The following is a 21108-nucleotide window of genomic DNA, read 5'->3' as shown; positions in this document are numbered from 1 at the left end:
CTGTTCACGCGCCACGCCGGGTGGCACCGTGAATAACGTCGGAGTCGAATGCGTCGCAGCCTGGGCGATGCAGCCGATCCAGCCGGATCAGCCGAAACGACCGGAGACGTAGTCCTCTGTTGCCTGGACGCTCGGGTTCGAGAAGATCATGTTGGTGTCGTTGTATTCGATCAGCTTGCCCGGCTTGCCGGTGCCCGCGATGTTGAAGAACGCGGTGCGGTCGGAGACGCGCGACGCCTGCTGCATGTTGTGGGTCACGATGACGATCGTGTAGTCGTTCTTCAGCTCTTCGATCAGGTCCTCGATGGCGAGGGTCGAGATCGGGTCGAGCGCGGAGCACGGCTCGTCCATCAGCAGCACATCCGGGGAGACCGCGATGGCGCGGGCGATGCAGAGACGCTGCTGCTGGCCGCCGGAGAGGCCGGAGCCCGGCAGGTTGAGACGGTCCTTCACCTCGTTCCAGAGGTTCGCACCGCGCAGCGAGCTCTCGACCAGCTCGTCGGCCTCCGGCTTCGCCATCCGGCGGTTGTTGAGCTTCACACCGGCCAGCACGTTCTCGCGGATCGACATGGTCGGGAACGGGTTCGGCCGCTGGAACACCATGCCGACCTGGCGGCGCACCAGCACGGGGTCGACGCCCGGACCGTAGAGGTTGTTGCCGTCGATGGCCACCTCGCCCTCGACGTACGCGCCGGGGATCACCTCGTGCATCCGGTTGAGGGTGCGGAGGAACGTGGACTTGCCGCAGCCGGACGGGCCGATGAATGCGGTGACGGTGCGGGGCTCGATGGTGAGCGAGACACCCTCGACCGCCTTGAAGTTGCCGTAGAAGACGTTGAGGTCGTTGACTTCGATGCGCTTGGACACAGGTTTCCTTGGGTTCGGGTGGACGCGGTCAGCGACCGTACTTGGGGGCGAAGACTTTGGCGATGATGCGGCCGATCAGGTTGAGCAGCATCACGATGATGATCAGGGTGAGGGCGCCAGCCCACGCCCGCTCGACGGAGGCGTCTGCGTGCAGCCCGGCCGCCTGCGTGTACTGCGTGTACACGAAGACAGGGAGCGTCATCATCCTGTCGGAGAAGAGGTCGTAGTTCATGCTCGTGGTGAAGCCGGCGACGATGAGCAGAGGAGCCGTCTCGCCGATGACGCGGGCGATGGCGAGCATGATGCCCGTGGAGAGGCCGGCGAGCGAGGTCGGGAGCACGATCTTGAGGACGGTCAGCCACTTCGGCACACCGAGCGCGTACGACGCCTCGCGCAGCTCGTTGGGGACCAGGCGCAGGATCTCTTCGCTCGACCGCACGACCACCGGGATCATCAGCACCGACAGCGCGATGGACCCCATGAAGCCGCTGCGCACGCCCGGCCCGAAGAAGAGGGCGAACAGCGCGTACGCGAACAGACCCGCGACGATCGACGGGATGCCCGTCATCACGTCGACGAAGAACGTGATGCCGCGGGCGAGCATCCCGCGGCCGTACTCGACGAGGTAGATGGAGGTGAGGAGTCCGATCGGCACCGAGATGACCGCGGCCATCAGCGTGACGAGCAGCGTGCCGACGATGGCATGCAGCGCACCGCCGCCCACGCCGATCACGTTGCGCATCGACTCGGAGAAGAACTGGATGTCGAACCGCGCGAGACCGGAGCTGATCACGGTCCACATCAGCGAGATGAGGGGGAGCAGCGCGATGATGAACGCCGTGGCGACGAGCGACGTGACGAGCCGGTCGGTCGCCTTGCGGACGCCTTCGACCAGCAGCGATGTCGTGTAGATCACGACGTCGAACAGCACGGTCCCGAAGAAGATCGCGCCGACGATGTTGAAGCCCTTGGTCGCGCCGCTCGCGGCGAGGATCGCGAAGATCGCGATGAAGACGACCCACGAGCCGACCAGCATCATCCACGCCGAGCCGCGCGGCAGCTTGCCGGCGGTGAGCGAGTTGGCCATCGGCCTGGTCAGGGGAGCGGAGGTGGTGGCGGTCATCAGTTCGCTCCAGAGAAGGCCTTGCGGCGGCTGACGATGTAGCGGGCGAGCATGTTGATCAGGAGGGTGACGACGAACAGCACGAGACCGGATGCGATCAGTGCGTTGGTCGAGAGCCCGGTCGCCTCGGGGAACTGCAGGGCGATGTTGGCGGCGATCGTGTTCGGGCTCTGCGCCTGCAGCACCGCGAACTTCACGATCAGTGCCGGGGACAGCACCATCGCGATGGCGAGTGTCTCGCCGAGGGCGCGGCCGAGGCCGAGCATGATCGCCGAGATGATGCCGGAACGCGCGAACGGGAGAACGGCCATCTTGACCATCTCCCAGCGGGTCGCGCCGAGGGCGAGCGCCGCCTCCTCGTGCAGGCGAGGGGTCTGCAGGAAGATCTCACGGCAGATCGCGGTCATGATCGGGATGACCATGACGGCGAGGACGATCGCCGCGGTGAGGATGGTGCGGCCGGTGCCGGAGACGGGCGGCGCGAAGAGCGGGAACCAGCCCAGGTTGTCGCCGAGCCAGAGGTAGAACGGCTGGACGAACGGCGCGAGCGTCGCGATGCCCCAGAGGCCGAAGACCACCGAGGGGACGGCGGCGAGCAGGTCGATGATGTATCCGAGCGTCTGCGCGACACGGCGGGGCGCGTAGTGCGAGATGAAGAGCGCGATGCCGATGGAGAGCGGCGTGGCGATGAGCAGCGCGATGATCGCGGCCCAGATGGTGCCGAACACGAGCGGCCACACCCACGACCAGAAATTGGTGGCGTTGTTGGGCAGCTCGCCGGTCTTCGCGAACAGGGCGGGGATGCTCTGCACGATCAGGAAGAGAGCGACAGCCGCGAGCACCGCGAGGATGAGCGAGCCGGCGACGATGGTGCTGGTGGAGAAAACGCGGTCGCCGAGGCGGGTCTTCGCCTTCGGCCTGATGGCGCCTACGGTTCCGGCGGTCATTCCTGCCATTCTTTCGTCACGGCCCAGCTTGTCATCTGGCTCTCACTTTCGGGTGGTGAGGATGCGCCACTCGGCCTGGGCGCGACGCCCAGGCCGAGTGGCACTGTCATTACTTGATGGTGGCGACGGCCTTGCTCACCTTGGAGGCGAGGTCGGACGACAGCGGGGCGGAGCCGGCCTGCTCAGCGGCGGCCTTCTGAGCGTCGCTGCTGACGATGTAGTCGACGTAACCCTTCACGAGGTCGGCCTTGGCGGAGTCCTTGTACTCCTGGCAGGCGATCACGTAGGAGACGAGCACCAGCGGCCATGCGCCCTTGGTGGTGTCCTTGCGGTTGATCTGGATGGCCAGGTCGTTGGTCTCGCGGCCCGAGGCGATCGGGGAGGCGGCGACGACTGCTGCCGCGCCGTCCGCGCTGAGCTTCTCGAAGTTGTCTCCGACCTTGAGCTGCGCGATGCTGAGGCCGGCCGAACCGGACTCGTCGATGTAGGTGATCGAGTTCTTCGCGTTCTTCGTGGCGTCAGCGACACCGGAGGTACCCTTGGCCGCGTCGCCCACCTGGAACGGGAAGGTCTGCGCTGCCGGCTTCGTCCACACCTCGGGAGCGTTCGCCGCGAGGTAGTCGGTGAAGTTCTGGGTGGTGCCCGAGTCGTCGGAGCGGTGCACGACGGTGATCGGTGCCGACGGGAGCGTCGCGCCCGAGTTCAGCGCCTTGATCTTGGCGTCGTCCCAGGTGGTGATCGCACCGGAGAAGATGCCGGCGATGGTCGCGGCGTCCAGCTTCAGGTCCTTGAGGCCGTCGACGTTGTACGCGATGGCGATCGGGGAGATGTAGACGGGGAGGTCGATGCCCTTGGAGCCCGCTGCGCAACCGGCGAAGGTGCCGGCGAGCTCGGTGTCCTTGAGGGCGGCGTCCGAGCCGGCGAAGTCTGCAGCGCCGGAGATGAAGCTGGTGCGGCCCGCGCCGGAACCCTGCGGGTCGTAGTTGATGGTGACCTTGGGGTTGGCGGTCTGGAAGCCGGCGGCCCACACGGTCTGGGCGGCGCCCTGGGCGGACGAGCCGATGCCGTTGAGGGTGCCGGAGAGGTTCGACGGCTTCGCCGTCGTCGTCGCCGGGGTGCTGCCCTCGTTCGACGCGCAGGCGGTCAGTGAGATGGCGACGGCGGCCAAGATGGCCAGAGGAGCGCCAACACGCTTGAGATTCACAGTTGTCCCTTCCGGGGAATCAGTAACAACAGGACGGGGCCGGTGCGACCCGCCAGCGACGCTATTCCCGGTGTCTGTCCAGAGTCCCCCGCAGCGGTAAACGGGAGGTTAACGAGCGGTGTGCTCTTGGGGGCGTCTGCTGCGAAGTCCCGCGGTCGGCATGCGCGAGCAGACGGGTGACAATCTTGCTAGAATATCAAGTTGACATCTGAAAGGTTGCGTATGATCCCGTTGCGCGTCAAGCTCTCCCTCGCTCCGCTGGTGCGACGATTCGGTCTTCCCACGTACCAGCGCTACATGGGCGCGGTGCTCCGCGCCTCCGGTGCCACGGTCGCAAATGCGCAGTGGCTCAGCAGCCGCGCCTATTACGATCCGGGGCCCGACGTCCTCCTCGACATCGAGGACGGCGTCGTCGTGAGTAACGATGTGCGCTTGCTCACCCACGATTACAGCCTCGCGAATGTCGCACGGGAACTCGGCCACATCGGCGAGGGGGAGTCGTTGCACTACCGCCGACGCATCCGATTGGAGCGCAACTCGTTCATCGGGATGGCAGCGACCATCCTTCCCGGGGTCACGGTCGGCGCCGGGTCGATCGTGGGAGCCGGGTCCGTGGTCACCCGCGACGTTCCGCCGCGCTCGATCGTGGCGGGGAACCCGGCGCGAGTCATCGCGGACGCGGACGACTACTACCAGCGCAGGCGGGCGGATCAGGTGCACGAGCGTCGGGAGAAGAATGACTGACCCGTCGTCGCGCCGCGCGCTGATCTACCTCGGGTGGCAGGGCTTCATGAACTTCGGTGACGACCTCCTGTACGACACCTGGCGGGCGGCCCTCGGAGACCGATTCGCCGCCTGCGCCCCGCTCGGACGGGACTATCTCCGGCGGTCGCCGCAGGTCTTCGGCACCCGGATGCGCGCGGCCGGCTCCGAGCGGCTGGTGCTGCTCGGGGGCGGCACCACCGTCGGTTTCGCCAACTGGGGGAGGCACGCGCGCCGCGCGGTCAGCGCATACGGGGCGCATGGCCTCATCGTGGCTGGGGCGGGCATCGCCGCGGCCACGGACGAGCGTGCTCTGTCCACCCAGGATCAGGACTGGGACGTGTGGTCGTCGCTCAAGCGGGTCGCGTATTTCGGTGTGCGAGGCCCGATCAGCTCCGCCGAGTCTGCCGAGCACTGGCGGGATGCACCGATCGTCGGCGACCCCGCGCTCCTCTATCCGCTCGTGCGGACGGTTGTCGCGCCGAGCGGGCCTCCGTCCATCGGTGTCTCGATCGGCGCGGGCGGGCGCAGCGCCTTCGATCTGGCGGCCGTCGCCTCCGCTGTCGACGCGAGCAGGGAGCGCCTCGGAGCCGAGCGCGTGCTGATCTTCCAGTTGGCGGAGGAGGACGAGGCGGTGTGTGCGCAGCTGCGATCGCTGCTCTCGTCCAGATGCAAGACCGTCGTGTATCGCGGGGATGTGCACGAGACCATGTCCGCCATCGCCGGCACGGGGCTGTTCTTCTCCGAACGGCTGCACGGCGTCGTCGCCGCCGTCGCGCTCGGGGTGCCGACGGTTCCACTCGCGTACGCGTCGAAGTCCGTCGACTTCTGGCGGAGCGTCACCGATCGGCCGCTCGTGGGGCGCGCCGCCGACGCGCACGCCATCACCGCCGCTGCGGACGCAGCGCTGGACCCCGCCGAGCAGGCCTCCGTCGCATCCAGGGTCTCAACGTTGTGCGCGCACCTGGTCCGCGCAGCAGGACTCGTCGGCGCCTGGCAGGACGGCACCGTCTCGACGGCCGCCCTGTTCGGCGCGGCGAACGCGCGCTAGCGGGCGGTCACGCGCCTTTCGCCGATTCCGTCCACGCCGACCGGACGATGTCGTCCAGGCCGAACTCCGCCGTCCAGCCGAGTCGGTCGCCCGCCAGCGTGGTGTCGGCGACGACGGCGGCAGGATCGCCGGCCCGCGCGGCGACGATCTCCGGAACGACGGTCTGCTCCGACACCCGCCGCACCGCATCGATGACCTCCAGGACGGAGGCGCCGGAGCCGGTGCCGATGTTGATCGTCTCGACATCGAGCGTGCCGGAGCCCAGTGCATCCAGGGCGTGCAGGTGCGCCCCCGCCAGATCGAGCACGTGCACGTAGTCGCGCACGCAGGTGCCGTCGTCCGTGTCGTGGTCTGCTCCGAAGACCCGTGGATGCGCACCCTTCCTCACCAGGTCGATCACGATCGGGATGAGGTTCTTGGCGACCGTGTCGCGCAGGTCCGGCCAGCCGGCCCCTGCGACGTTGAAGTAGCGCAGGCTCACGGCGCGGAGCCCCCAGGCGCGCCGCGCCGCCGCGAGCATCCACTCGCCGACGAGCTTCGTCTCGCCGTACGGGTTCGCCGGTGCGCACGGCGTGCGCTCGTCGACCACCAGCTGCTGCGTGTCGCCGTAGACGGCGGCGGACGACGAGAAGACGAGGTCGCGGACATCGGTCGCGCGCAGGGCGGCCAGCAGGTTGCCCAGCCCGGCGAGGTTGACGCGATAGTAGCGTTCGGGATCGTCCATGGACTCGCCGACGTCTTTGAGCGCTGCGAGGTGAATGGCGCTGGTGACGTCATTGAATCGGATGATGTCGATCAGCCTGCTCGTGGCATCCGGAGAGGCGAGGTCGAGGACTTCGAGTCTGGCGCGCGTCCTGGACGCGTCGCCGGAGGAGAGGTCGTCGACGACCACGACGCGTTCACCGCGCTCGTGGAGAAGGCGGCAGACGTGCGAGCCGATGTAGCCGGCTCCGCCGGTGACGAGGACGGTCATCGGTTCAGTGCTCCTGGGTGAATCGCTGGCGGAGGAGGGTCACGATGGGCGTGATCGCTGTCGCGATCTGTTCGCCGGAGGTGCGGTAGACGTCGGTGGCTGCGCCGTATGGGTCGACGATGTCGTCGTTCTCCGGCGCGGAGACCCGGATCCGGCGCGCGGAGAGGGCCGCCACGAGAGCGTCGAACCGGTCGTGGGGGCTCCCGGATTCGGCCGGCAACTCGCTCGGATCGGTGGCTGCGAGCCTGGCGAATTCGCGCAGCGTGAAGGTGCGGCGGACCGCGCTGGGCGCCAGTTCCACCACCGAACGCCTGTGCGCCCGTGTCGCGGTGAGCACGAGCCGCGCTTCCGCCGCCAGCTGCGGGATGAGCGGACGGGCACGGTGCCGTTCCGGCGCCTCTGCGCCGAGTGCCAGGGCGACGGCCTGCGCCGCGTCGGGCATCGCGGTGCCTGCCCTGGCGGCCGTTCCGGCGGAGGAGACGCCGAACGGAAGTCCGCGGAGTTGCCGCACGAACAGCTGCTCTGCGAGCGGGGACCGGCAGATGTTGCCCGTGCACACCACCAGGATCGGGATGCGGCCGGCGTCAGAGATCATGCGGGCTTCCGTCCGCGTCTGGCGCGCGCCCGGCGGGGCCTGGTGTACGACTGGCTCTGGTCGGACGCGTCAGCGTCGCCGCCGTAGTAGAGGTACTCGCCGTACGCCGACGCGTCCGGGCCGGTGACGGGGAGCATCGTTGCCACGACCCCGAGCAGGTTCGCCTTGACGCCGTCGAGGATCCTGAGCGACGACACGACGTTCGATTTCGTGGCCTGGCCGATGCCGGTGATGAGGAGCACGCCGGCGACGATCGAGCTGAGCACAGCGGCGTCGGCGACAGGAAGGAGCGGGGGTGCGTCGATGATCACGTAGTCGAAGTCCTCGCTGAGGTGGTCGAGCGTCGCGCGCATCGCCTGCGACCCGAGCAGCTCGCTCGGGTTGGGCGGGATGCGTCCTGCCGCAAGGACGAACAGCGGGGATCCTCCCCACGGCTGCAAGACGTCGTGGAGCTCTGCGCGTCCGATGAGGAGGTCCGTGAGCCCGGCGCCGCCCTCGATGCCGAGGTAATCGGCCACGCGCGGCCTGCGGAGGTCGCCGTCGACGAGCGCGACCTTCGCTCCGGCATCCGCCAGAGCGATCGACAGGTTGGTCGCGACGTTGCTCTTGCCCTCGCCCGGCCCGGCGCTGGTGATGACGAAGGTGCGCTGACCGGCGGTGACATTGACGAACTGGAAGCTGGTGCGCAGCCGGCGATATCCCTCTGCGCGCAGGCTGTGCGGCTCGGCGTGCATGACGACGGGAAGCTTCTTGGCGTCGGGATCGAATGCGATGCCGCCGAGGAACGGCTTGCGGGTGATCGATTCGAGATCCTGGATGGTCCGCATCCGGGTGTCGAGAAGGGTGCGGGCGACCGCGATGCCGACCCCGAGTGCGAGCCCGGCGAGCATCCCGACGCCGAGCAGGACGGGGATGTTCGGGGAGCTCGGACGGCTGGGCGCCGACGCGGGCTGGATCGTTCTGATGTTCACGAGCGATGCGCCGCCGCTCGGCTTCTCCAGCTCCTCCGTGACGACGGACGCGAAGCTCGCCCCGACCGCGTTCGCGACCGTCGCGGCGTGTTTGGGCGACGGGTCGGTGACGGCGATGTCGATCAGCACTGTTCCCGCCGGAGACGATGCCGTCACCTGTCCGGCGAGGTCGGCGACGGATTGCGTGAGGCCGAGTTCCGTGATGACCGGCTCGAGGACGATGGCGCTGCCGACGACGTCGGCGTACGTGGTCACGGCCTGCCTGGCGAACGTGGTGCCCTGGTTGAGGTCGATGCTCGCTGCGCCCTCCCCGGCTCGCACGGAGACGAACAGGCGGGTGGACGCCGTGTATTTCGGCGTGGCCGTCGCGGCCATCGTGCCGCCGCCGATCACCCCGAGGAGCATCGCGGCGACGATGATCGACCAGTTCTTGCGGAGGAGGCGTATGTAATCGGGGAGTTCCATCAGTCGGGTTCTGGGTTGGGTCACAGGTGAGCTTGGACCATATCACATTGATATTCCTCATCGTGGGATGGTTTACGAGGACGCGCTCAGAATCGTTCGCGGCGACGGTGGGGGACTGAAAACACGCGACACCGGACGCCAGCGTGCCAGCACGTGGGTGGCCGGAATCAGCACGAGCGGAATCGAACCGACCAGGAGTGCCGCCGACAGTTCTGCGTGGAGAAGGACGGTCAGCGCGGTGAATGCCGAGAGCGAGGCGACCAGGGTGACCAGCCGGACGGCCGTCAGCTCGGAATTCGGGCGGCGGTAGCGCATGAACGAGGAGAAGATCGACGACGCCCAGAGCGCGGAGACGAGGACGGCTCCTGCGAACGCGTACGGCAGCGCCGACTCGACGATCGGCAGTTCGATCTCCGCGACGACGGCCATCGCTACGACGCTCACGATGAGTCCGTACACGGCTCCGGATGCGAGTCCCGCCGTGACGAACAGCGCGGGCTGCCGGAGTGTCCCCCTCCTGGTGTCGCCGTCCGGCGATTCGCCGTGAGCCTTGGCGGACTGCCGCAGACTGCGGATCGCCAACGGCGACAGGCTGTTCTGCACGGCCTGCAACGGCCCGATCAGGAGGGCGAGGCAGGTTCTGAACGCCCCGGCCTGTGTGAGCGACGAAGCCGCCCCGATGACGATCACGAACGAGCCGAGGACGGATGCCAGGAGGACGCCGTCGAGCGCGAGGAACGGCATGTCGGCGCGGTATTCGGCCACGAACATCCTGAGCGTCCACGGTGATTGTGCGCGGTGGCCGACGGCGAGGACGGAAGCACCGCTCGCATACGCGACGACCATGGCGAGCGGAAGCACGATGGAGGGCGCGGCGCCCGGCAGGAAGCTGAAGACGGATGCGGTGGAGAGCAGGATGAGCACGACACCGTCGCTCAGGACGATCCGTCCGAATCGGCCGGCCGCCAGTTCGACGGCCCGCGCGCAGTCGTACAGCGTGTATGTGAGCATCGACGCGCCGAGGAGTGCTCCGAGGCCCGGCGCTCCCAGCAGCACTCCGGTGACGGCCACCGCCGTCGATGTCGGAATCGCGACGATCAGACCGACGACGGACGACGCGCGCTTGGCGTCCCTCGCCTGGTGCTCGTCGCCGGACAGGAAGACCAGCACGGGTACGGAGCTGAAGCCGCGGACCAGCGACATCGCGATGAAGAACACCGACAGAAGCAGCGCGAACCGACCCCATTCGTCGGGATGCAGCGTGGCGCTTCCCGCGATGGTGACGCTCAGCTGGGCGAGGGTGAACAGGATCTGCGCGGTGAGCGGGAGTACAGCTCGTCTCAGTGGGCGCACGGTAATGGAATCCTCGGTTTGATGTGTTGTGGTTGAGTGATCATATTTATTTGCATATTATGGCAGCTTGTCCTGAACTCTTGATCCGCGAGGAAATCCGATGTCGTTCGAAACGCTGCCGCGCACCACCGTCGCCGGCCTGCCCATCTGTGTCGCCACCAGGGCGGAGGCCGGCCGGCTGATCGCCAGCACCGCGCAGGCGGGCCACGGGGGTGACGTCCATCTCGTGAATTCCTACGTGGTCGCACTCGCCCATCAGGATCCGGAGTATCACCGGTTGCTGTCGTCCGGGGCGGCGATCTTCCCCGACGGCAAGCCGCTGACCTGGGTGTCGAAGGTCCTCCCCGGCAAGAACCTGTCGCAGGTGCGCGGACCGTCGCTCTTCCCCGAGATGATGGACACCGGCCGCGAGACCGGCCTGCGCCACTACCTGCTCGGAAACACCGACGAGGTGCTCGCCAAACTCATCACGGAGCTCGAGCGCCGGTACCCCGGCGTGCAGATCGTCGGAAGCCACAAGTCGTACTTCCGTCCGCTCACGCCGCAGGAGCTCGCCGCCCAGGACGCCGACATCCTGGCGACGAAGCCGGACATCGTGTGGGTGGGTCTCGGAACGCCGTTGCAGAACGCCGAGATGCGGAGGATCGCCCGCGACCTCGGCAAGGTGTCGATCGGGGTCGGTATCGCATTCGACTTCATCGCGGGCACCAAGCCCGTTGCACCGCATTTCATGAGCAGACTCGGCATCGAGTGGCTCTTCCGTCTCGCGTCTGAGCCGCGCAGGCTGTGGAAGCGATACCTGATCGGGAACGCCGTCTTCTGCTGGGCGGCACTCGGTTCGCGCCGGTATCGCCGTGTCCAGCCGAACGGGTGACCTGGCTGTGAATGAGAAGACGAGGGCGGCGCACCGGATCGCCGTCATCAGCCAGACCCCTCCGCCCGTGCACGGCGCGACCCTGATGACCGAGCGGCTGCTCGTCTCGCTCGCCGAAACGGGATATCCCGTGAAGCTCGTCGATCGACGGTTCAGCCGTTCGGTCTCCGAGATCGGAGCACCGTCCGTTCGCAAGCTGTTCGCCGTCGCCGGGCTCGCAGCGAGGGTGTTGCGCGCCGTGCTGTGCTGGCGGCCGACCGCGACGATCTTCTTCGCGACCACCCGGCCGGGCTCGTTCGCCGTCGACTGGATGCTCTCCGAACTGTTGCGGCTGTCCCGCGGTCGCGTGATCCTCTACCTGCACTCGGTCGGCTTCAGGGACCTCGCGGCTCGGGGCCGGCCGTGGCGCTGGATGGTGCGACGCCTGTTCTCCGCGCCGCGCATCCGGGTGGTGTGCTTGGGAGCGTCACTGACCGCCGACGTGCCTGCGCGCATCCAGCGCGAGCGCATCGTGCTCATCCCGAACACTCCCGCCGATCTGCCGGCCGGCCTCGCCGACCTCGGCGCCCATCCGGACACCAGCCGGCCCGGCGAGCCCAGCGTGCTGTATCTGTCCAACTTCATCGAAGGCAAGGGCGCGGACGTGTTCGCCCGCGTCGTCGGGATGCTGCGCAACGAGCATCCGTCCGCCCGATTCCTCATGGCGGGAAACGCGGGCGACCCCGGCATGGCGGCGCGCGTGACGGACGAGCTCACAGCCGCGGGGGCGCAGGACAGGGTCGAGCTTCTCGGCTCGGTCTCCGGTGCGCACAAGTGGAGCACGATCGGGTCTGCCACCTGCCTCGCGTTCACCTCACAGCTGTGGGAGGCGCAACCGCTCACGATCATCGAGGCCCTCGCCTGCGGTGTGCCGGTCGTCGCCTTCCGTGCGGGAGGGATGCCCGACCTGATCGTCGACGGCGAGAACGGGTTCCTGGTGGAGCAGGGCGATGTCGGAGCCTTCGCCGAGCGGGTGAGCGCGCTCTGTGCCGACCAGGCTCTGCGTGCGCGGATGTCCGCCGCTGCACGCGCATCGTTCTGTGAGCGGTACTCCGCGGAGGCGTTCGCACGGGCGTGGGATGCGCAGCTCGCCGGAGGGGCGCTCTGAGCACCGAGCGGGCGGACTGGTCGCCGGCGCTCGCGGACCGCCGGCTGTTCCGGCGCGGCCAGGGGAGCGCACGACGGCTCACGAGGACGCTTCCGATCATCGTCGGCGTCGCAGCAGGATTCATGCTCGTCGTCGACAGATTCAGCATGATCCGGTTCGGCACGTTCAGCATGGGAGCAGCCGTCACCATTCTCGTGGCGGGCTCGTTGCTCGCGCTGTCGCCGCTCGTCCTGGGCGCGGGAATGCCGAGGGTCATTCCGATGCCCATGACGATCTTCTTCGCATACAGCGTGATGCGCCTGGCACTGCAACCGTCGATCGACGGCGTGCAGAATGTGGCCATCCTGCTCATTGTCGGGCTCGGGGTGTCGTTCTCCGCGCGCGGGTGGACGCACGAGCGTGCCGGTCTGAGCGTGAGCGTGCTGGCGGGGTGCGGCATCGTCATCAGCGGGCTCGCGCTCGTCCAGGCGGCGACAGGCGCTGTCATCTACGGCACGCGCTCGTTCGCACTCTCCGCCCTCGTCGCGCTCGCCGCCGCCATCGCGGTGCCGTCCGGGCGACTCCTGGCACGCGTCGCTCCGATCGTCATCGTCGCGGCGATCGTGGCAAGCCTGTCGCGTACCGCGTCCATCATCGCCGTGCTGCTCCTCGCCGGGCTCGTGGTGCGCTTGCCCAGGGGGCGTCGCACCGTGTTGGCGCTCGGCGGTCTGGCGCTCGCCGCCGGCGGTGCGTGGACGCTCATCACCACCTTCCCTCCGCTGCGTGACCGATTCCTCGGCGGTGACCAGGCCGCCGAGTTCGGCGGCCTGGCGATCAATACCTCCGGTCGTTCCGCGCTCTGGGAAGCGCTGATGGACAGCGCGATGACCACGCCTGTCTTCGGACAGGGGCCGGGAAGCGCAGCCGGCCTGGTCGAGGCGCGGTTCTACCCCATCCTGCTGCCGCACAACGAGTACATCCGGCTGTTCCACGATCTCGGGATCGTGGGCCTTGCGCTGTTCGCGTTCGGCTGCATCGCTCTCATCGGCCGGATCGCGGTCCGCGCGGCTCGAACGGATCACCCCATCCACTGGGCGGCATTGCTGGCCATGATCGCGGTGCTGACCGCTGCCGCGACGGACAACGTCTTCCTCTATCCGTTCGTGATGGTGCCCCTCGCCGTCCTCGTCGGGTTCTCTCTCGGCATGCCGGTGACGGAACGCATGAGCATCCGCAGAGACAAGTGAGGAATTTCACACCTTAAACCTTTATGGTTTGTTGTGAGATGTGGCGTACCGCCCATCGGCATTCGCACCAATCCCGAAGGAACTCACCATGAACGCGCCTCGTACCGCGCTCGTCACCGGCGGCGCCGGCTTCATCGGCGTCGCCATCGCCAGGCGTTTCGCCCAGACATTCGACCGCTGGGTGGTGCTGGACTCACTCCATCCCCAGGTTCACGCGAGCGGCGAACGCCCGGCGGAACTCGTGGACGCCGCGGAGCTCGTGGTCGGCGACGTCACGAGCGCCGCCGTCTGGGACGAACTGCTCGCCGGCGTCCTGCCGGAGGTCGTCATCCACCTCGCCGCAGAGACGGGCACGGCCCAGTCGCTCGACGAGGCGAGCAGGCACGCGGAGGCGAACGTCGTCGGCACCACCAGGATGCTCGACGCCTTCACCCGTCACGGGATCGTCCCGTCGCAGATCGTGCTGAGCAGCAGCAGGGCCGTCTACGGCGAGGGCCGGTGGAGCAGCGAGGAGACCGGCGCAGTGTCGTACCCCGGCCAGCGCACCCACGCCCAGCTCGACGCGGGGGAGTGGGACTTCGCCGGAGCAGCCGCCGTCCCGTCGTCGGCGGCCTCCACCGTGCCGCACCCCACCAGTGTCTACGGCGCGACGAAGCTGGCGCAGGAGAACGTCCTCGCCGCGTGGTGCGGTTCCCGCGATGCGGCGCTCACCGTGCTCCGCCTGCAGAACGTCTACGGGCCTGGTCAGTCGCTCATCAACTCGTACACGGGCATCGTGTCGCTGTTCTCCCAGCTGGCGCGCGAGGGCGCCAGCATCCCGGTTTACGAAGACGGCCTGATCACCCGCGACTTCGTCTTCATCGAGGATGTCGCATCCGCGTTCGAGGCTGCCGTCCTCGCCGGAGGCGGAGCCGACGGACGCACGCTCGACGTCGGCACCGGGCGCGGTGCCACGATTCTGCAGCTCGCGACCGAGATCGCCGCGTATCACGGAGCGCCTGCGCCGCACATCTGCGGAGCGTACCGCGACGGCGACGTCCGGTTCGCCGGATGCACGATCGACGAGACCCAGCGCGTACTCGGCTGGTCGCCCGAGCACTCGCTCACGCAGGGCATCGCAGCGCTGCAGAGCTGGATCGACGCGGAACTGGGGTCGCCGGCCCTGGGCAGGGCATGACAGCACCGCGCTTCAGCGTGATCACCGCTGCATACAACGCGGAGGCGACCATCGTCGCCTCCGTCTCGGCGAATCTCGGCCAGGAGTACGACGGCTGGTTCGAGCTGATCGTCGTCGACGACGGTTCCACCGACGGCACGGCCGAACGGCTGTCCAGCATCCGGGATGCGCGACTCACGGTCGTCACGCTCGGCACCAACCGGGGGAGGGCGGCCGCACGTAACGCGGCCGTCGCCCGCGCACGGGGCGACTACATCGTGCCGTGCGACGCCGACGACCGCTCTCGCCCGGGCAGGCTGTTCGCGCATGCGGCGTCCATCGCGGAGGCCCCGGATGCGGCAGCGCACTTCGGCAACATCTGGGCGCTCACACCCGCCGGCGACGCGCGGCACTGGCCGGTGATGCCGTCGACGGCCGACGCGGTCGATGAGGCGTTCGGCAGAGGGCGGATGGGCGTCGCGCACGGCGCGAGCGCGTTCCGCGCCGACTGGTTCCGGGCGGTCGGCGGATACGACGAGGCGATCCGGGTGGCGGAGGACTTCGACCTCTTCGCCCGCGGCTGGTCGGCAGGAGCGTTCCGGCCGCATCCCGAGTTCGTTCTCGACTGCGCCGTGCGCAGCCGTTTCCCCCGCTGGGGCTACTGGTGGGACAACGAGCGCCACCGTCGCGCCATCGACGACCGCTCGCGGCGACTGCACGCCGCCCCGTCCGGCGTCGATCCACACGGCGTCGATCCACACGGCGTCGATCCACGCGGCATCGATCCGCTCGACGTGTACCTCGCTCGCACGTCGACCCCCGCGCGCAAAGCGCTCGAACTGGGCCGGTACAGCGCCCATCTCGCCAACGATCTGGTCCGCGGCTGAGCCGCGACCGCACAACTCGGAAGGAACACCTCATGGGCAGACGCTCGGCTTCACCGCGGCCGCGGCCGCGGAGGCGAAGGCGCAGGCTTTCGCGCGGCGCCAAGATCGCACTCTGGATGGGCGGCGGCTTCGTCGGCCTGCTCGGCGCGCTCGCCGTCGCGGTCCTCATCTTCGCGCTGAGCCTGTCCAGCGCGATCAGCTCCAACATCACCACGCTGTCGTCCTCCGAGGCGTTCCCGAAGGAGGAGACGCGGCCGGCGCCGTCGGAGAACGGCAGCCGCACCATCCTGCTGCTCGGCTCGGACGCGCGGGGGGCGGTGTCGGCCGTGGCCGACCAGGATCCGGACAACCAGCGCTCCGACGTGATGATGGTCGTGCGCATCGACGCCGACCGGAAGAACGTCGAAGTGATGTCGGTGCTGAGGGACAGCTGGATCGAGATCCCCGGTCATGGCAGGGCGAAGGCCAACGCCGCGTATTCGTGGGGCGGTGCTCCGCTCGCCGTCGCGACCGTCGAGAACCTGCTGGGCGTGCGGATCGACCACGTGGCCCTGATCGGCTTCGACGGGTTCGCCGACATGACGAATGCGCTCGGCGGCATCACCGTCAACAACGCCGTGCCGTTCACCAGGGACGGCTTCGACTATGTGGCGGGAGCCAACAGGCTGAACGGAGCACAGGCGCTCGGTTTCGTGCGCGAGCGATACTCGTTCACCGACGGGGACTACCAGCGGGCGCGCAACCAGCAGGAGTTCCTCCGTGCCATCGCCACCCAGGCGATCAGCGCGAACACGCTCTCCAACCCGGAGCGGATCTTCTCGTTCACGACGGCGGTGACCAAGCACCTCGCGGTGGACGAGTCGTTCACCACGCAGGCCATGTTCGAGCTCGGCGTGAGCCTCCGCGACGTGCGCCCGGCGAACATCCACTTCTTCACCCTGCCGACGGTGGGCACGGGGATGGAGGGCGACCAGTCTGTCGTCTACCTGGACGAGGGTGCGCTGCCGGCCATCCGGGATGCGCTCCGCACCGACACCCTCGACGAGTACGTCGCAGGGCACTGACGGCGCCGCGCCGCCTGACCGGCCGGCGCCGTCAGGCGTCGACGTACGCGCCCGTCACGCGACGGGCGCGTACGTCTCGATCGAGATGATCCCGGACGCCGGATTGCTCGCGGACAGGTGCACGATCGAGAACCCGCCGGTGTCGAGGTCTGCGGCGTCGTTGAGGTAGGCACCCGGCATGGTGCCGGTGGCGAGGGCGATCTCGCGCATGATCTCGGGCAGCACGGGTCCGTGGCTGCAGAGCACGGCGGTCTTCCTGGAGCGCACGCGCTTGCCGATGACGCCGCGCACCTCGCCGCGGCCCTCCTCGTACGCATCCTGGCTGATCCCCGGCTCGTGCCGCGGCTTCACCCCGGTCGCCGCCGCCAGCGGAGCGACCGTCCCGACGCAGCGCACGGCGTCGCTCGTGATGATGCGCTTGGGCCGCCAGGCCGTGATGGTCGGCACGTCGGAGCAGGCCTGCTTGACCCCGCGGTCGGTGAGCGGGCGGGAGGCATCCGGGCCGTCCCAGTCTCCGCGCGGCGCAGCCTTGCCGTGGCGGAGCGCGATGAGCGCGAACGTGGAGGTCACGCCCTGCCGCACCAGCTTCTCGAACGCGTCGAGGATCTCGACGTCGCGCTCGTAGGTGAGGTAGCCGCGCGCTTTCTTCAGTGTCACCCACTCGATCGCGGCGATCTCCGCGTTGGGGACGAACGTCGACTGGGCGATGGCCTTGTCGCCGACCTCGGCCGCCCAGAAGTGCACGATCTTCTCGCGCCCGCTCGAGATCGGGTACGTCGAGACGCCGAGGGGGACGCCGAGCGCGACCTGCAGCCCGGTCTCCTCGTGGATCTCGCGCACGGCGGTCTGCGGCAGCGTCTCGCCCGGGTCGACCTTGCCTTTGGGGATGGTGACATCGCCGTACTTCGTGCGGTGGACGACGAGCACCACGATCTTCTCGTCCACGACGCGCCAGCAGAGGGCGCCCGCGGCGTAGATGGCCGCGCTCACCGCCTCGAACCCGTGCGGGTGGAGCGCGGGCGATGGCTGATCTGCTGCATGAGCTTATTCTGCAGGTCGTCGAGCGGCTGGCCGTTGTCGTCGAGGTGGTGACGGGTCCAGGTGCCGTTCTCGTCGAGCGCCCACGCGGAGGTGCGCTCGTCGAAGGCGCGGTCGAAGAGCGCATCCAGTTCGGCGAGGTGGGCGGGCTCGGTGAGGCGCACGAGCGCTTCGACGCGGCGGTCGAGGTTGCGGTGCATCATGTCGGCGCTTCCGATGTAGACCTGCGGGTCTCCGTCGTTCACGAACGAGAAGATGCGCGAGTGCTCCAGGTAGCGACCGAGGATCGACCGCACCCGGATGTTCGACGACAGCCCCTTCTGACCGGGCCGGAGCCCGCAGATGCCGCGCACCCACAGGTCGACGGGCACGCCGGCCTCGCTCGCGCGGTAGAGCGCGTCGATGATGGCCTCGTCGACGATGGAGTTGAGCTTGATCCTGATGCCGGACGGCTTGCCGGCCGCGGCGTTCGCCGTCTCGATCTGGATGCGCTTCAGCAGCCCCTTGCGCAGGTGCAGCGGGGCGACGAGGAGTCGCTTGAACTTCTTCTCGATCGCGTAGCCGGACAGCTCGTTGAACAGGCGGGTGAGGTCTTTGCCTACCTGGTCGTCTGCGGTGAGCAGGCCGAGGTCTTCGTAGATGCGCGAGGTCTTGGGGTTGTAGTTGCCGGTTCCGATGTGGCTGTAGTGCTTGAGAACGCCCTTCTCCTCGCGGATGACGAGGGCGAGCTTGCAGTGCGTCTTGAGCCCGACGAGACCGTAGACGACGTGCACGCCGGCCTTCTCGAGCTTGCGTGCCCAGGAGATGTTGTTCTGCTCGTCGAAGCGCGCCTTAATCTCCACCAGGGCGAGCACCTGCTTGCCGGACTCCGCCGCGTCGATGAGCGCCTCGACGATCGGGCTGTCTCCCGACGTGCGGTACAGGGTCTGCTTGATGGCGAGTACGTGCGGGTCGGCCGCCGCCTGCTCGAGGAACGCCTGCACGCTCGTCGCGAACGACTCGTACGGGTGGTGCAGCAGGATGTCCTGGCGGCCGACGGCGGCGAACACATCCGGCTTGGCGTTCGGCTCGCTCGGCATGAGCTGGGCCGCGGTGGTGGGCACGTGGTTCGGGTAGTGCAGGTCTGGCCGGTCGATCTTCGCGAGCACGAACAGGCCACCGAGGTCGAGCGGCGACGGGAGGCGGTAGACCTCCTGCTCGGTCACGTCGAGTTCGCGCACCAGCAGGCCGAGGGTCACCGGATCCATGTCCTCGGTGACCTCGAGCCGGATCGGCGGTCCGAAGCGGCGGCGCAGCAGCTCGCGCTCCAGCGCCTGGATGAGGTTCTCCGTCTCGTCTTCGTCGACCTCGACGTCTTCGTTGCGCGTGACGCGGAAGACGTGGTGGTCGAGGATCTCCATGCCGGGGAACAGATCGCCCAGGTGGTTGGCGATCAGGTCTTCGAGCGCGATGAAGCGCATCTGGTCGACGGTCTCGCGCTGGTCGATGCGCACGAACCGGGGGAGCATCTGGGGCACCTTGAGGCGCGCGAACTGCTCCTTGCCCGTTCGCGAGTTGCGCACCCGGATCGAGAGGTTGAGCGACAGCCCGGAGATGTACGGGAAAGGGTGGGCGGGGTCGACGGCGAGCGGCATCAGCACGGGGAAGATCTGCTGCGAGAAGATCTCCCGCATCTGCGCTCTGTCCGCTTCGTCGAGCTCATCCCACTTCGCGACCGTGATGCCGGCCTCTTCGAGGGCGGGGAGCACCTGGTCGCGGTAGACGGCGGCGTGCCTGGACTGCAGTTCGTGCGCCTTCTCGGAGATGTCGGCGAGCACATCCACCGGGGCGCGGCCGACGTTGGTGGGGACGGCGAGGCCGGTCGCGATGCGGCGCTTGAGGCCGGCGACGCGCACCATGAAGAACTCGTCGAGGTTGGTCGCGAAGATGGCGAGGAAGTTCGCCCGTTCGAGCACAGGCAGCGTGGGGTCTTCCGCGAGTTCGAGCACGCGCTGGTTGAACGCGAGCCAGCTCAGCTCCCTGTCGAGATACCTGTCGTCCGGCAGATCGGGGTCTGGTTCGTAGACGAACGGCGCGAAGTCGTCGTCGAAGTCGCTGCCGAAGCTTCCGCTCAAGCCGTTGTCCAGAAGGATGTTGTCGCCGTCCATCACAACATCATTGCACCGTGCGCCCGGCCGTGGCACCGCGCCAGGTTAACTGTGGATAAATGGAGGCTGTGCAGGTCAGGAGCGGACGGACGACGGCAGCCGGTCGTTGTCCTCTTCGTAGACGTTGAAGCGGTAGCCGACGTTGCGCACCGTGCCGATCAGCGACTCGAGATCGCCGAGCTTGGCGCGCAGGCGCCGCACGTGCACATCCACGGTGCGGGTGCCGCCGAAGTAGTCGTAGCCCCACACCTCGCTGAGCAGCTGCTCGCGGGTGAACACCCGGGAGGGATGCGTCGCGAAGAACCGCAGCAGCTCGAACTCCTTGAACGTGAGGTCGAGCTGGCGGCCGTGCGCCTTGGCCGAATAGCTGGCCTCGTCGATGGTCACCCCGGATGCCTGGATCTTGGTCTGCGCGTGCTCCTGGGTCTGTCGCCCGATGGCCAGCCGGATGCGCGCATCCACTTCGGCGGGCCCCGCCGATTCGAGGACGACGTCGTTGACCCCCCAGTCGGCGCTGACCGCCGTGAGGCCGCCCTCGGTCAGCACCAGCAGCATCGGAACCGTGATGCCGGTGGTGGTGAGGATCTTGCACAGCGACTTGGCGCTCGCGAGGTCGCGGCGGGCGTCCACGAAGATGAGGTCGCAACTGGGCGCGTTGACGAGCGACGCCGGCTCAGCGGGGATCTGACGGGTTCGATGGCTGAGAAGGGCGAGGGAGGGGAGCACCTCCGCGTCTGGCGCAGAGGTGAGTATCAACAACTGCGCCACTCAAGCCTCCTGAACGTGCTGTGCCGCAATGCTACCGGAAATGCCAGCGAACCCTTTCCCTCGTCGATCGGTGCACAATGGTGGAGTGAGCGACAGCAGCATGGGACCGGCGGCAGCCTTCGACGGAGACGTCGTCCTGTCGAAGCGCGCCCGCTACGGGAGCATCGGTGCCGTCTGGGCGCTCGCGCTCGTCTCCTCGGTGCTGATCGCGATCATCTCGCCGCCGGACCGATACGCCTCCTGGCTGTCCCTCGCGCTCGCCGGATGCGTGCTGCTCGGGCTCGTCGCCCAGCTCGCGACCCAGCAGAAGGACGGCTTCGTGAACAGGCTCGCCGCCACGGTCACCGGCTCATTCGTGATCCTCGGCGTCGTCGGCGCCATCCTCGGCATCGTCGCCGCTGCGCAGTAGCCGCTGCGCACTAGCCGCGTCGCGACATACCAGCCGTGCACTGACTAGACTGGCTGCATGCTGGTTGCCCTCGAACTCTTC

At 68.2% G+C, this 21108-nt stretch carries 20 protein-coding genes; 9 read left to right on the top strand and 11 right to left on the bottom strand.

Annotated features, from left to right (window positions below; all coding sequences use genetic code 11):
• Positions 1-87 precede the first annotated feature (87 nt).
• The 4 genes from pstB to pstS form a co-directional block, all read right to left on the bottom strand.
• On the bottom strand, positions 88-867 hold the full coding sequence (gene pstB, locus ACN6M5_RS08285; RefSeq protein ID WP_085371117.1) for a phosphate ABC transporter ATP-binding protein PstB: 780 nt from the start codon (positions 865-867) through the stop codon (positions 88-90).
• 28 nt (positions 868-895) lie between these two features.
• Positions 896-1990: a phosphate ABC transporter permease PstA gene (gene pstA, locus ACN6M5_RS08280; RefSeq protein WP_085371116.1), complete on the bottom strand. Its 1095-nt coding sequence runs from the start codon at positions 1988-1990 to the stop codon at positions 896-898.
• A complete protein-coding gene (pstC, locus tag ACN6M5_RS08275; protein ID WP_085371115.1) occupies positions 1990-2937 on the bottom strand; it encodes a phosphate ABC transporter permease subunit PstC in 948 nt (315 codons plus the stop codon). The genes pstA and pstC overlap by 1 nt, the downstream gene beginning before the upstream one ends.
• Before the next feature lie 109 nt (positions 2938-3046).
• Positions 3047-4141, bottom strand: a complete 1095-nt coding sequence (gene pstS, locus ACN6M5_RS08270) for a phosphate ABC transporter substrate-binding protein PstS (protein ID WP_434949246.1) — start codon at positions 4139-4141, stop codon at positions 3047-3049.
• A 222-nt stretch (positions 4142-4363) separates the two neighbouring features.
• Between pstS and ACN6M5_RS08265 the strand changes: the two genes are divergently transcribed.
• Together ACN6M5_RS08265 and ACN6M5_RS08260 are read left to right on the top strand one after the other, a co-directional pair.
• Positions 4364-4885 carry an acyltransferase gene (locus tag ACN6M5_RS08265; protein ID WP_434949245.1) on the top strand — a complete coding sequence of 174 codons (522 nt, stop codon included), beginning with the start codon at positions 4364-4366 and terminating at the stop codon, positions 4883-4885.
• On the top strand, positions 4878-5954 hold the full coding sequence (locus ACN6M5_RS08260) for a polysaccharide pyruvyl transferase family protein (protein ID WP_434949244.1): 1077 nt from the start codon (positions 4878-4880) through the stop codon (positions 5952-5954). The genes ACN6M5_RS08265 and ACN6M5_RS08260 overlap by 8 nt, the downstream gene beginning before the upstream one ends.
• A 7-nt stretch (positions 5955-5961) precedes the next feature.
• Here the strand turns inward: ACN6M5_RS08260 and galE are convergent, their stop codons facing one another.
• The 4 genes from galE to ACN6M5_RS08240 all read right to left on the bottom strand — a co-directional run bounded on the left by galE (position 5962) and on the right by ACN6M5_RS08240 (position 10311).
• Positions 5962-6927 (bottom strand): UDP-glucose 4-epimerase GalE, encoded by a 966-nt coding sequence (gene galE / locus ACN6M5_RS08255; RefSeq protein ID WP_434949243.1) that lies wholly within the window; start codon positions 6925-6927, stop codon positions 5962-5964.
• Positions 6928-6931: 4 nt separating this feature from the next.
• A complete protein-coding gene (locus tag ACN6M5_RS08250; RefSeq protein WP_434949242.1) occupies positions 6932-7522 on the bottom strand; it encodes an arsenate reductase/protein-tyrosine-phosphatase family protein in 591 nt (196 codons plus the stop codon).
• Positions 7519-8958, bottom strand: a complete 1440-nt coding sequence (locus ACN6M5_RS08245) for a tyrosine-protein kinase domain-containing protein (RefSeq protein ID WP_434949241.1) — start codon at positions 8956-8958, stop codon at positions 7519-7521. The genes ACN6M5_RS08250 and ACN6M5_RS08245 overlap by 4 nt, the downstream gene beginning before the upstream one ends.
• A 72-nt stretch (positions 8959-9030) precedes the next feature.
• Positions 9031-10311, bottom strand: coding sequence for an MATE family efflux transporter (locus tag ACN6M5_RS08240; protein WP_434949240.1), 1281 nt, complete (start codon positions 10309-10311; stop codon positions 9031-9033).
• A gap of 100 nt (positions 10312-10411) precedes the next feature.
• Here ACN6M5_RS08240 and ACN6M5_RS08235 point away from each other — a divergent pair, with 100 nt between their 5' ends.
• The 6 genes from ACN6M5_RS08235 (at position 10412) to ACN6M5_RS08210 (ending at position 16665) form a co-directional block, all read left to right on the top strand.
• Entirely contained in the window at positions 10412-11185 is a 774-nt protein-coding gene (locus ACN6M5_RS08235) for a WecB/TagA/CpsF family glycosyltransferase (RefSeq protein WP_434949239.1), read from the top strand.
• A gap of 7 nt (positions 11186-11192) precedes the next feature.
• A complete protein-coding gene (locus ACN6M5_RS08230) occupies positions 11193-12332 on the top strand; it encodes a glycosyltransferase family 4 protein (RefSeq protein ID WP_434949238.1) in 1140 nt (379 codons plus the stop codon).
• Positions 12299-13558: an O-antigen ligase family protein gene (locus ACN6M5_RS08225; RefSeq protein WP_434949237.1), complete on the top strand. Its 1260-nt coding sequence runs from the start codon at positions 12299-12301 to the stop codon at positions 13556-13558. Before ACN6M5_RS08230 ends, ACN6M5_RS08225 begins: the two co-directional genes overlap by 34 nt.
• 88 nt (positions 13559-13646) lie before the next feature.
• Entirely contained in the window at positions 13647-14735 is a 1089-nt protein-coding gene (locus ACN6M5_RS08220; protein WP_434949236.1) for an NAD-dependent epimerase/dehydratase family protein, read from the top strand.
• The gene (locus ACN6M5_RS08215) at positions 14732-15601 is read left to right on the top strand and encodes a glycosyltransferase (protein ID WP_434949235.1); all 870 of its coding nucleotides are present in this window, start codon (positions 14732-14734) and stop codon (positions 15599-15601) included. The genes ACN6M5_RS08220 and ACN6M5_RS08215 overlap by 4 nt, the downstream gene beginning before the upstream one ends.
• Before the next feature lie 32 nt (positions 15602-15633).
• Positions 15634-16665, top strand: a complete 1032-nt coding sequence (locus ACN6M5_RS08210; RefSeq protein WP_434949234.1) for an LCP family protein — start codon at positions 15634-15636, stop codon at positions 16663-16665.
• 54 nt (positions 16666-16719) lie between these two features.
• On the opposite strand, the gene ACN6M5_RS08205 is transcribed toward ACN6M5_RS08210, so the two are convergent.
• From ACN6M5_RS08205 to ACN6M5_RS08195, 3 genes are all read right to left on the bottom strand, one after another.
• Positions 16720-17655 (bottom strand): NUDIX hydrolase, encoded by a 936-nt coding sequence (locus tag ACN6M5_RS08205; protein ID WP_085371112.1) that lies wholly within the window; start codon positions 17653-17655, stop codon positions 16720-16722.
• Positions 17652-19850 (bottom strand): RNA degradosome polyphosphate kinase, encoded by a 2199-nt coding sequence (locus ACN6M5_RS08200; RefSeq protein ID WP_085371111.1) that lies wholly within the window; start codon positions 19848-19850, stop codon positions 17652-17654. Before ACN6M5_RS08200 ends, ACN6M5_RS08205 begins: the two co-directional genes overlap by 4 nt.
• A gap of 75 nt (positions 19851-19925) precedes the next feature.
• The gene (locus ACN6M5_RS08195; protein ID WP_085371110.1) at positions 19926-20618 is read right to left on the bottom strand and encodes a response regulator transcription factor; all 693 of its coding nucleotides are present in this window, start codon (positions 20616-20618) and stop codon (positions 19926-19928) included.
• Between the two features lie 85 nt (positions 20619-20703).
• On the opposite strand from ACN6M5_RS08195, the gene ACN6M5_RS08190 reads away from it, so the two are divergent.
• Positions 20704-21027, top strand: coding sequence for a hypothetical protein (locus ACN6M5_RS08190; RefSeq protein ID WP_247597122.1), 324 nt, complete (start codon positions 20704-20706; stop codon positions 21025-21027).
• Positions 21028-21108 lie beyond the last annotated feature (81 nt).

It is taken from the genome of Leifsonia araucanica, assembly GCF_051161895.1.
GTDB lineage: Bacteria > Actinomycetota > Actinomycetes > Actinomycetales > Microbacteriaceae > Leifsonia.
The sequence above is the reverse complement of the archived record's forward strand: the minus strand, read 5'-3'. Positions and strand labels throughout refer to the sequence as shown.

What these genes read in the sequence shown, in the direction of transcription:
- pstA (WP_085371116.1), bottom strand. Translation starts at nt 1,990, where the DNA reads ATGACCGCCACCACCTCCGCTCCCCTGACCAGGCCGATGGCCAACTCG.
- pstC (WP_085371115.1), bottom strand. Translation starts at nt 2,937, where the DNA reads ATGACCGCCGGAACCGTAGGCGCCATCAGGCCGAAGGCGAAGACCCGC.
- ACN6M5_RS08265 (WP_434949245.1), top strand. Translation starts at nt 4,364, where the DNA reads ATGATCCCGTTGCGCGTCAAGCTCTCCCTCGCTCCGCTGGTGCGACGA.
- ACN6M5_RS08260 (WP_434949244.1), top strand. Translation starts at nt 4,878, where the DNA reads ATGACTGACCCGTCGTCGCGCCGCGCGCTGATCTACCTCGGGTGGCAG.
- galE (WP_434949243.1), bottom strand. Translation starts at nt 6,927, where the DNA reads ATGACCGTCCTCGTCACCGGCGGAGCCGGCTACATCGGCTCGCACGTC.
- ACN6M5_RS08250 (WP_434949242.1), bottom strand. Translation starts at nt 7,522, where the DNA reads ATGATCTCTGACGCCGGCCGCATCCCGATCCTGGTGGTGTGCACGGGC.
- ACN6M5_RS08245 (WP_434949241.1), bottom strand. Translation starts at nt 8,958, where the DNA reads ATGGAACTCCCCGATTACATACGCCTCCTCCGCAAGAACTGGTCGATC.
- ACN6M5_RS08235 (WP_434949239.1), top strand. Translation starts at nt 10,412, where the DNA reads ATGTCGTTCGAAACGCTGCCGCGCACCACCGTCGCCGGCCTGCCCATC.
- ACN6M5_RS08220 (WP_434949236.1), top strand. Translation starts at nt 13,647, where the DNA reads ATGAACGCGCCTCGTACCGCGCTCGTCACCGGCGGCGCCGGCTTCATC.
- ACN6M5_RS08215 (WP_434949235.1), top strand. Translation starts at nt 14,732, where the DNA reads ATGACAGCACCGCGCTTCAGCGTGATCACCGCTGCATACAACGCGGAG.
- ACN6M5_RS08210 (WP_434949234.1), top strand. Translation starts at nt 15,634, where the DNA reads ATGGGCAGACGCTCGGCTTCACCGCGGCCGCGGCCGCGGAGGCGAAGG.
- ACN6M5_RS08200 (WP_085371111.1), bottom strand. Translation starts at nt 19,850, where the DNA reads ATGGACGGCGACAACATCCTTCTGGACAACGGCTTGAGCGGAAGCTTC.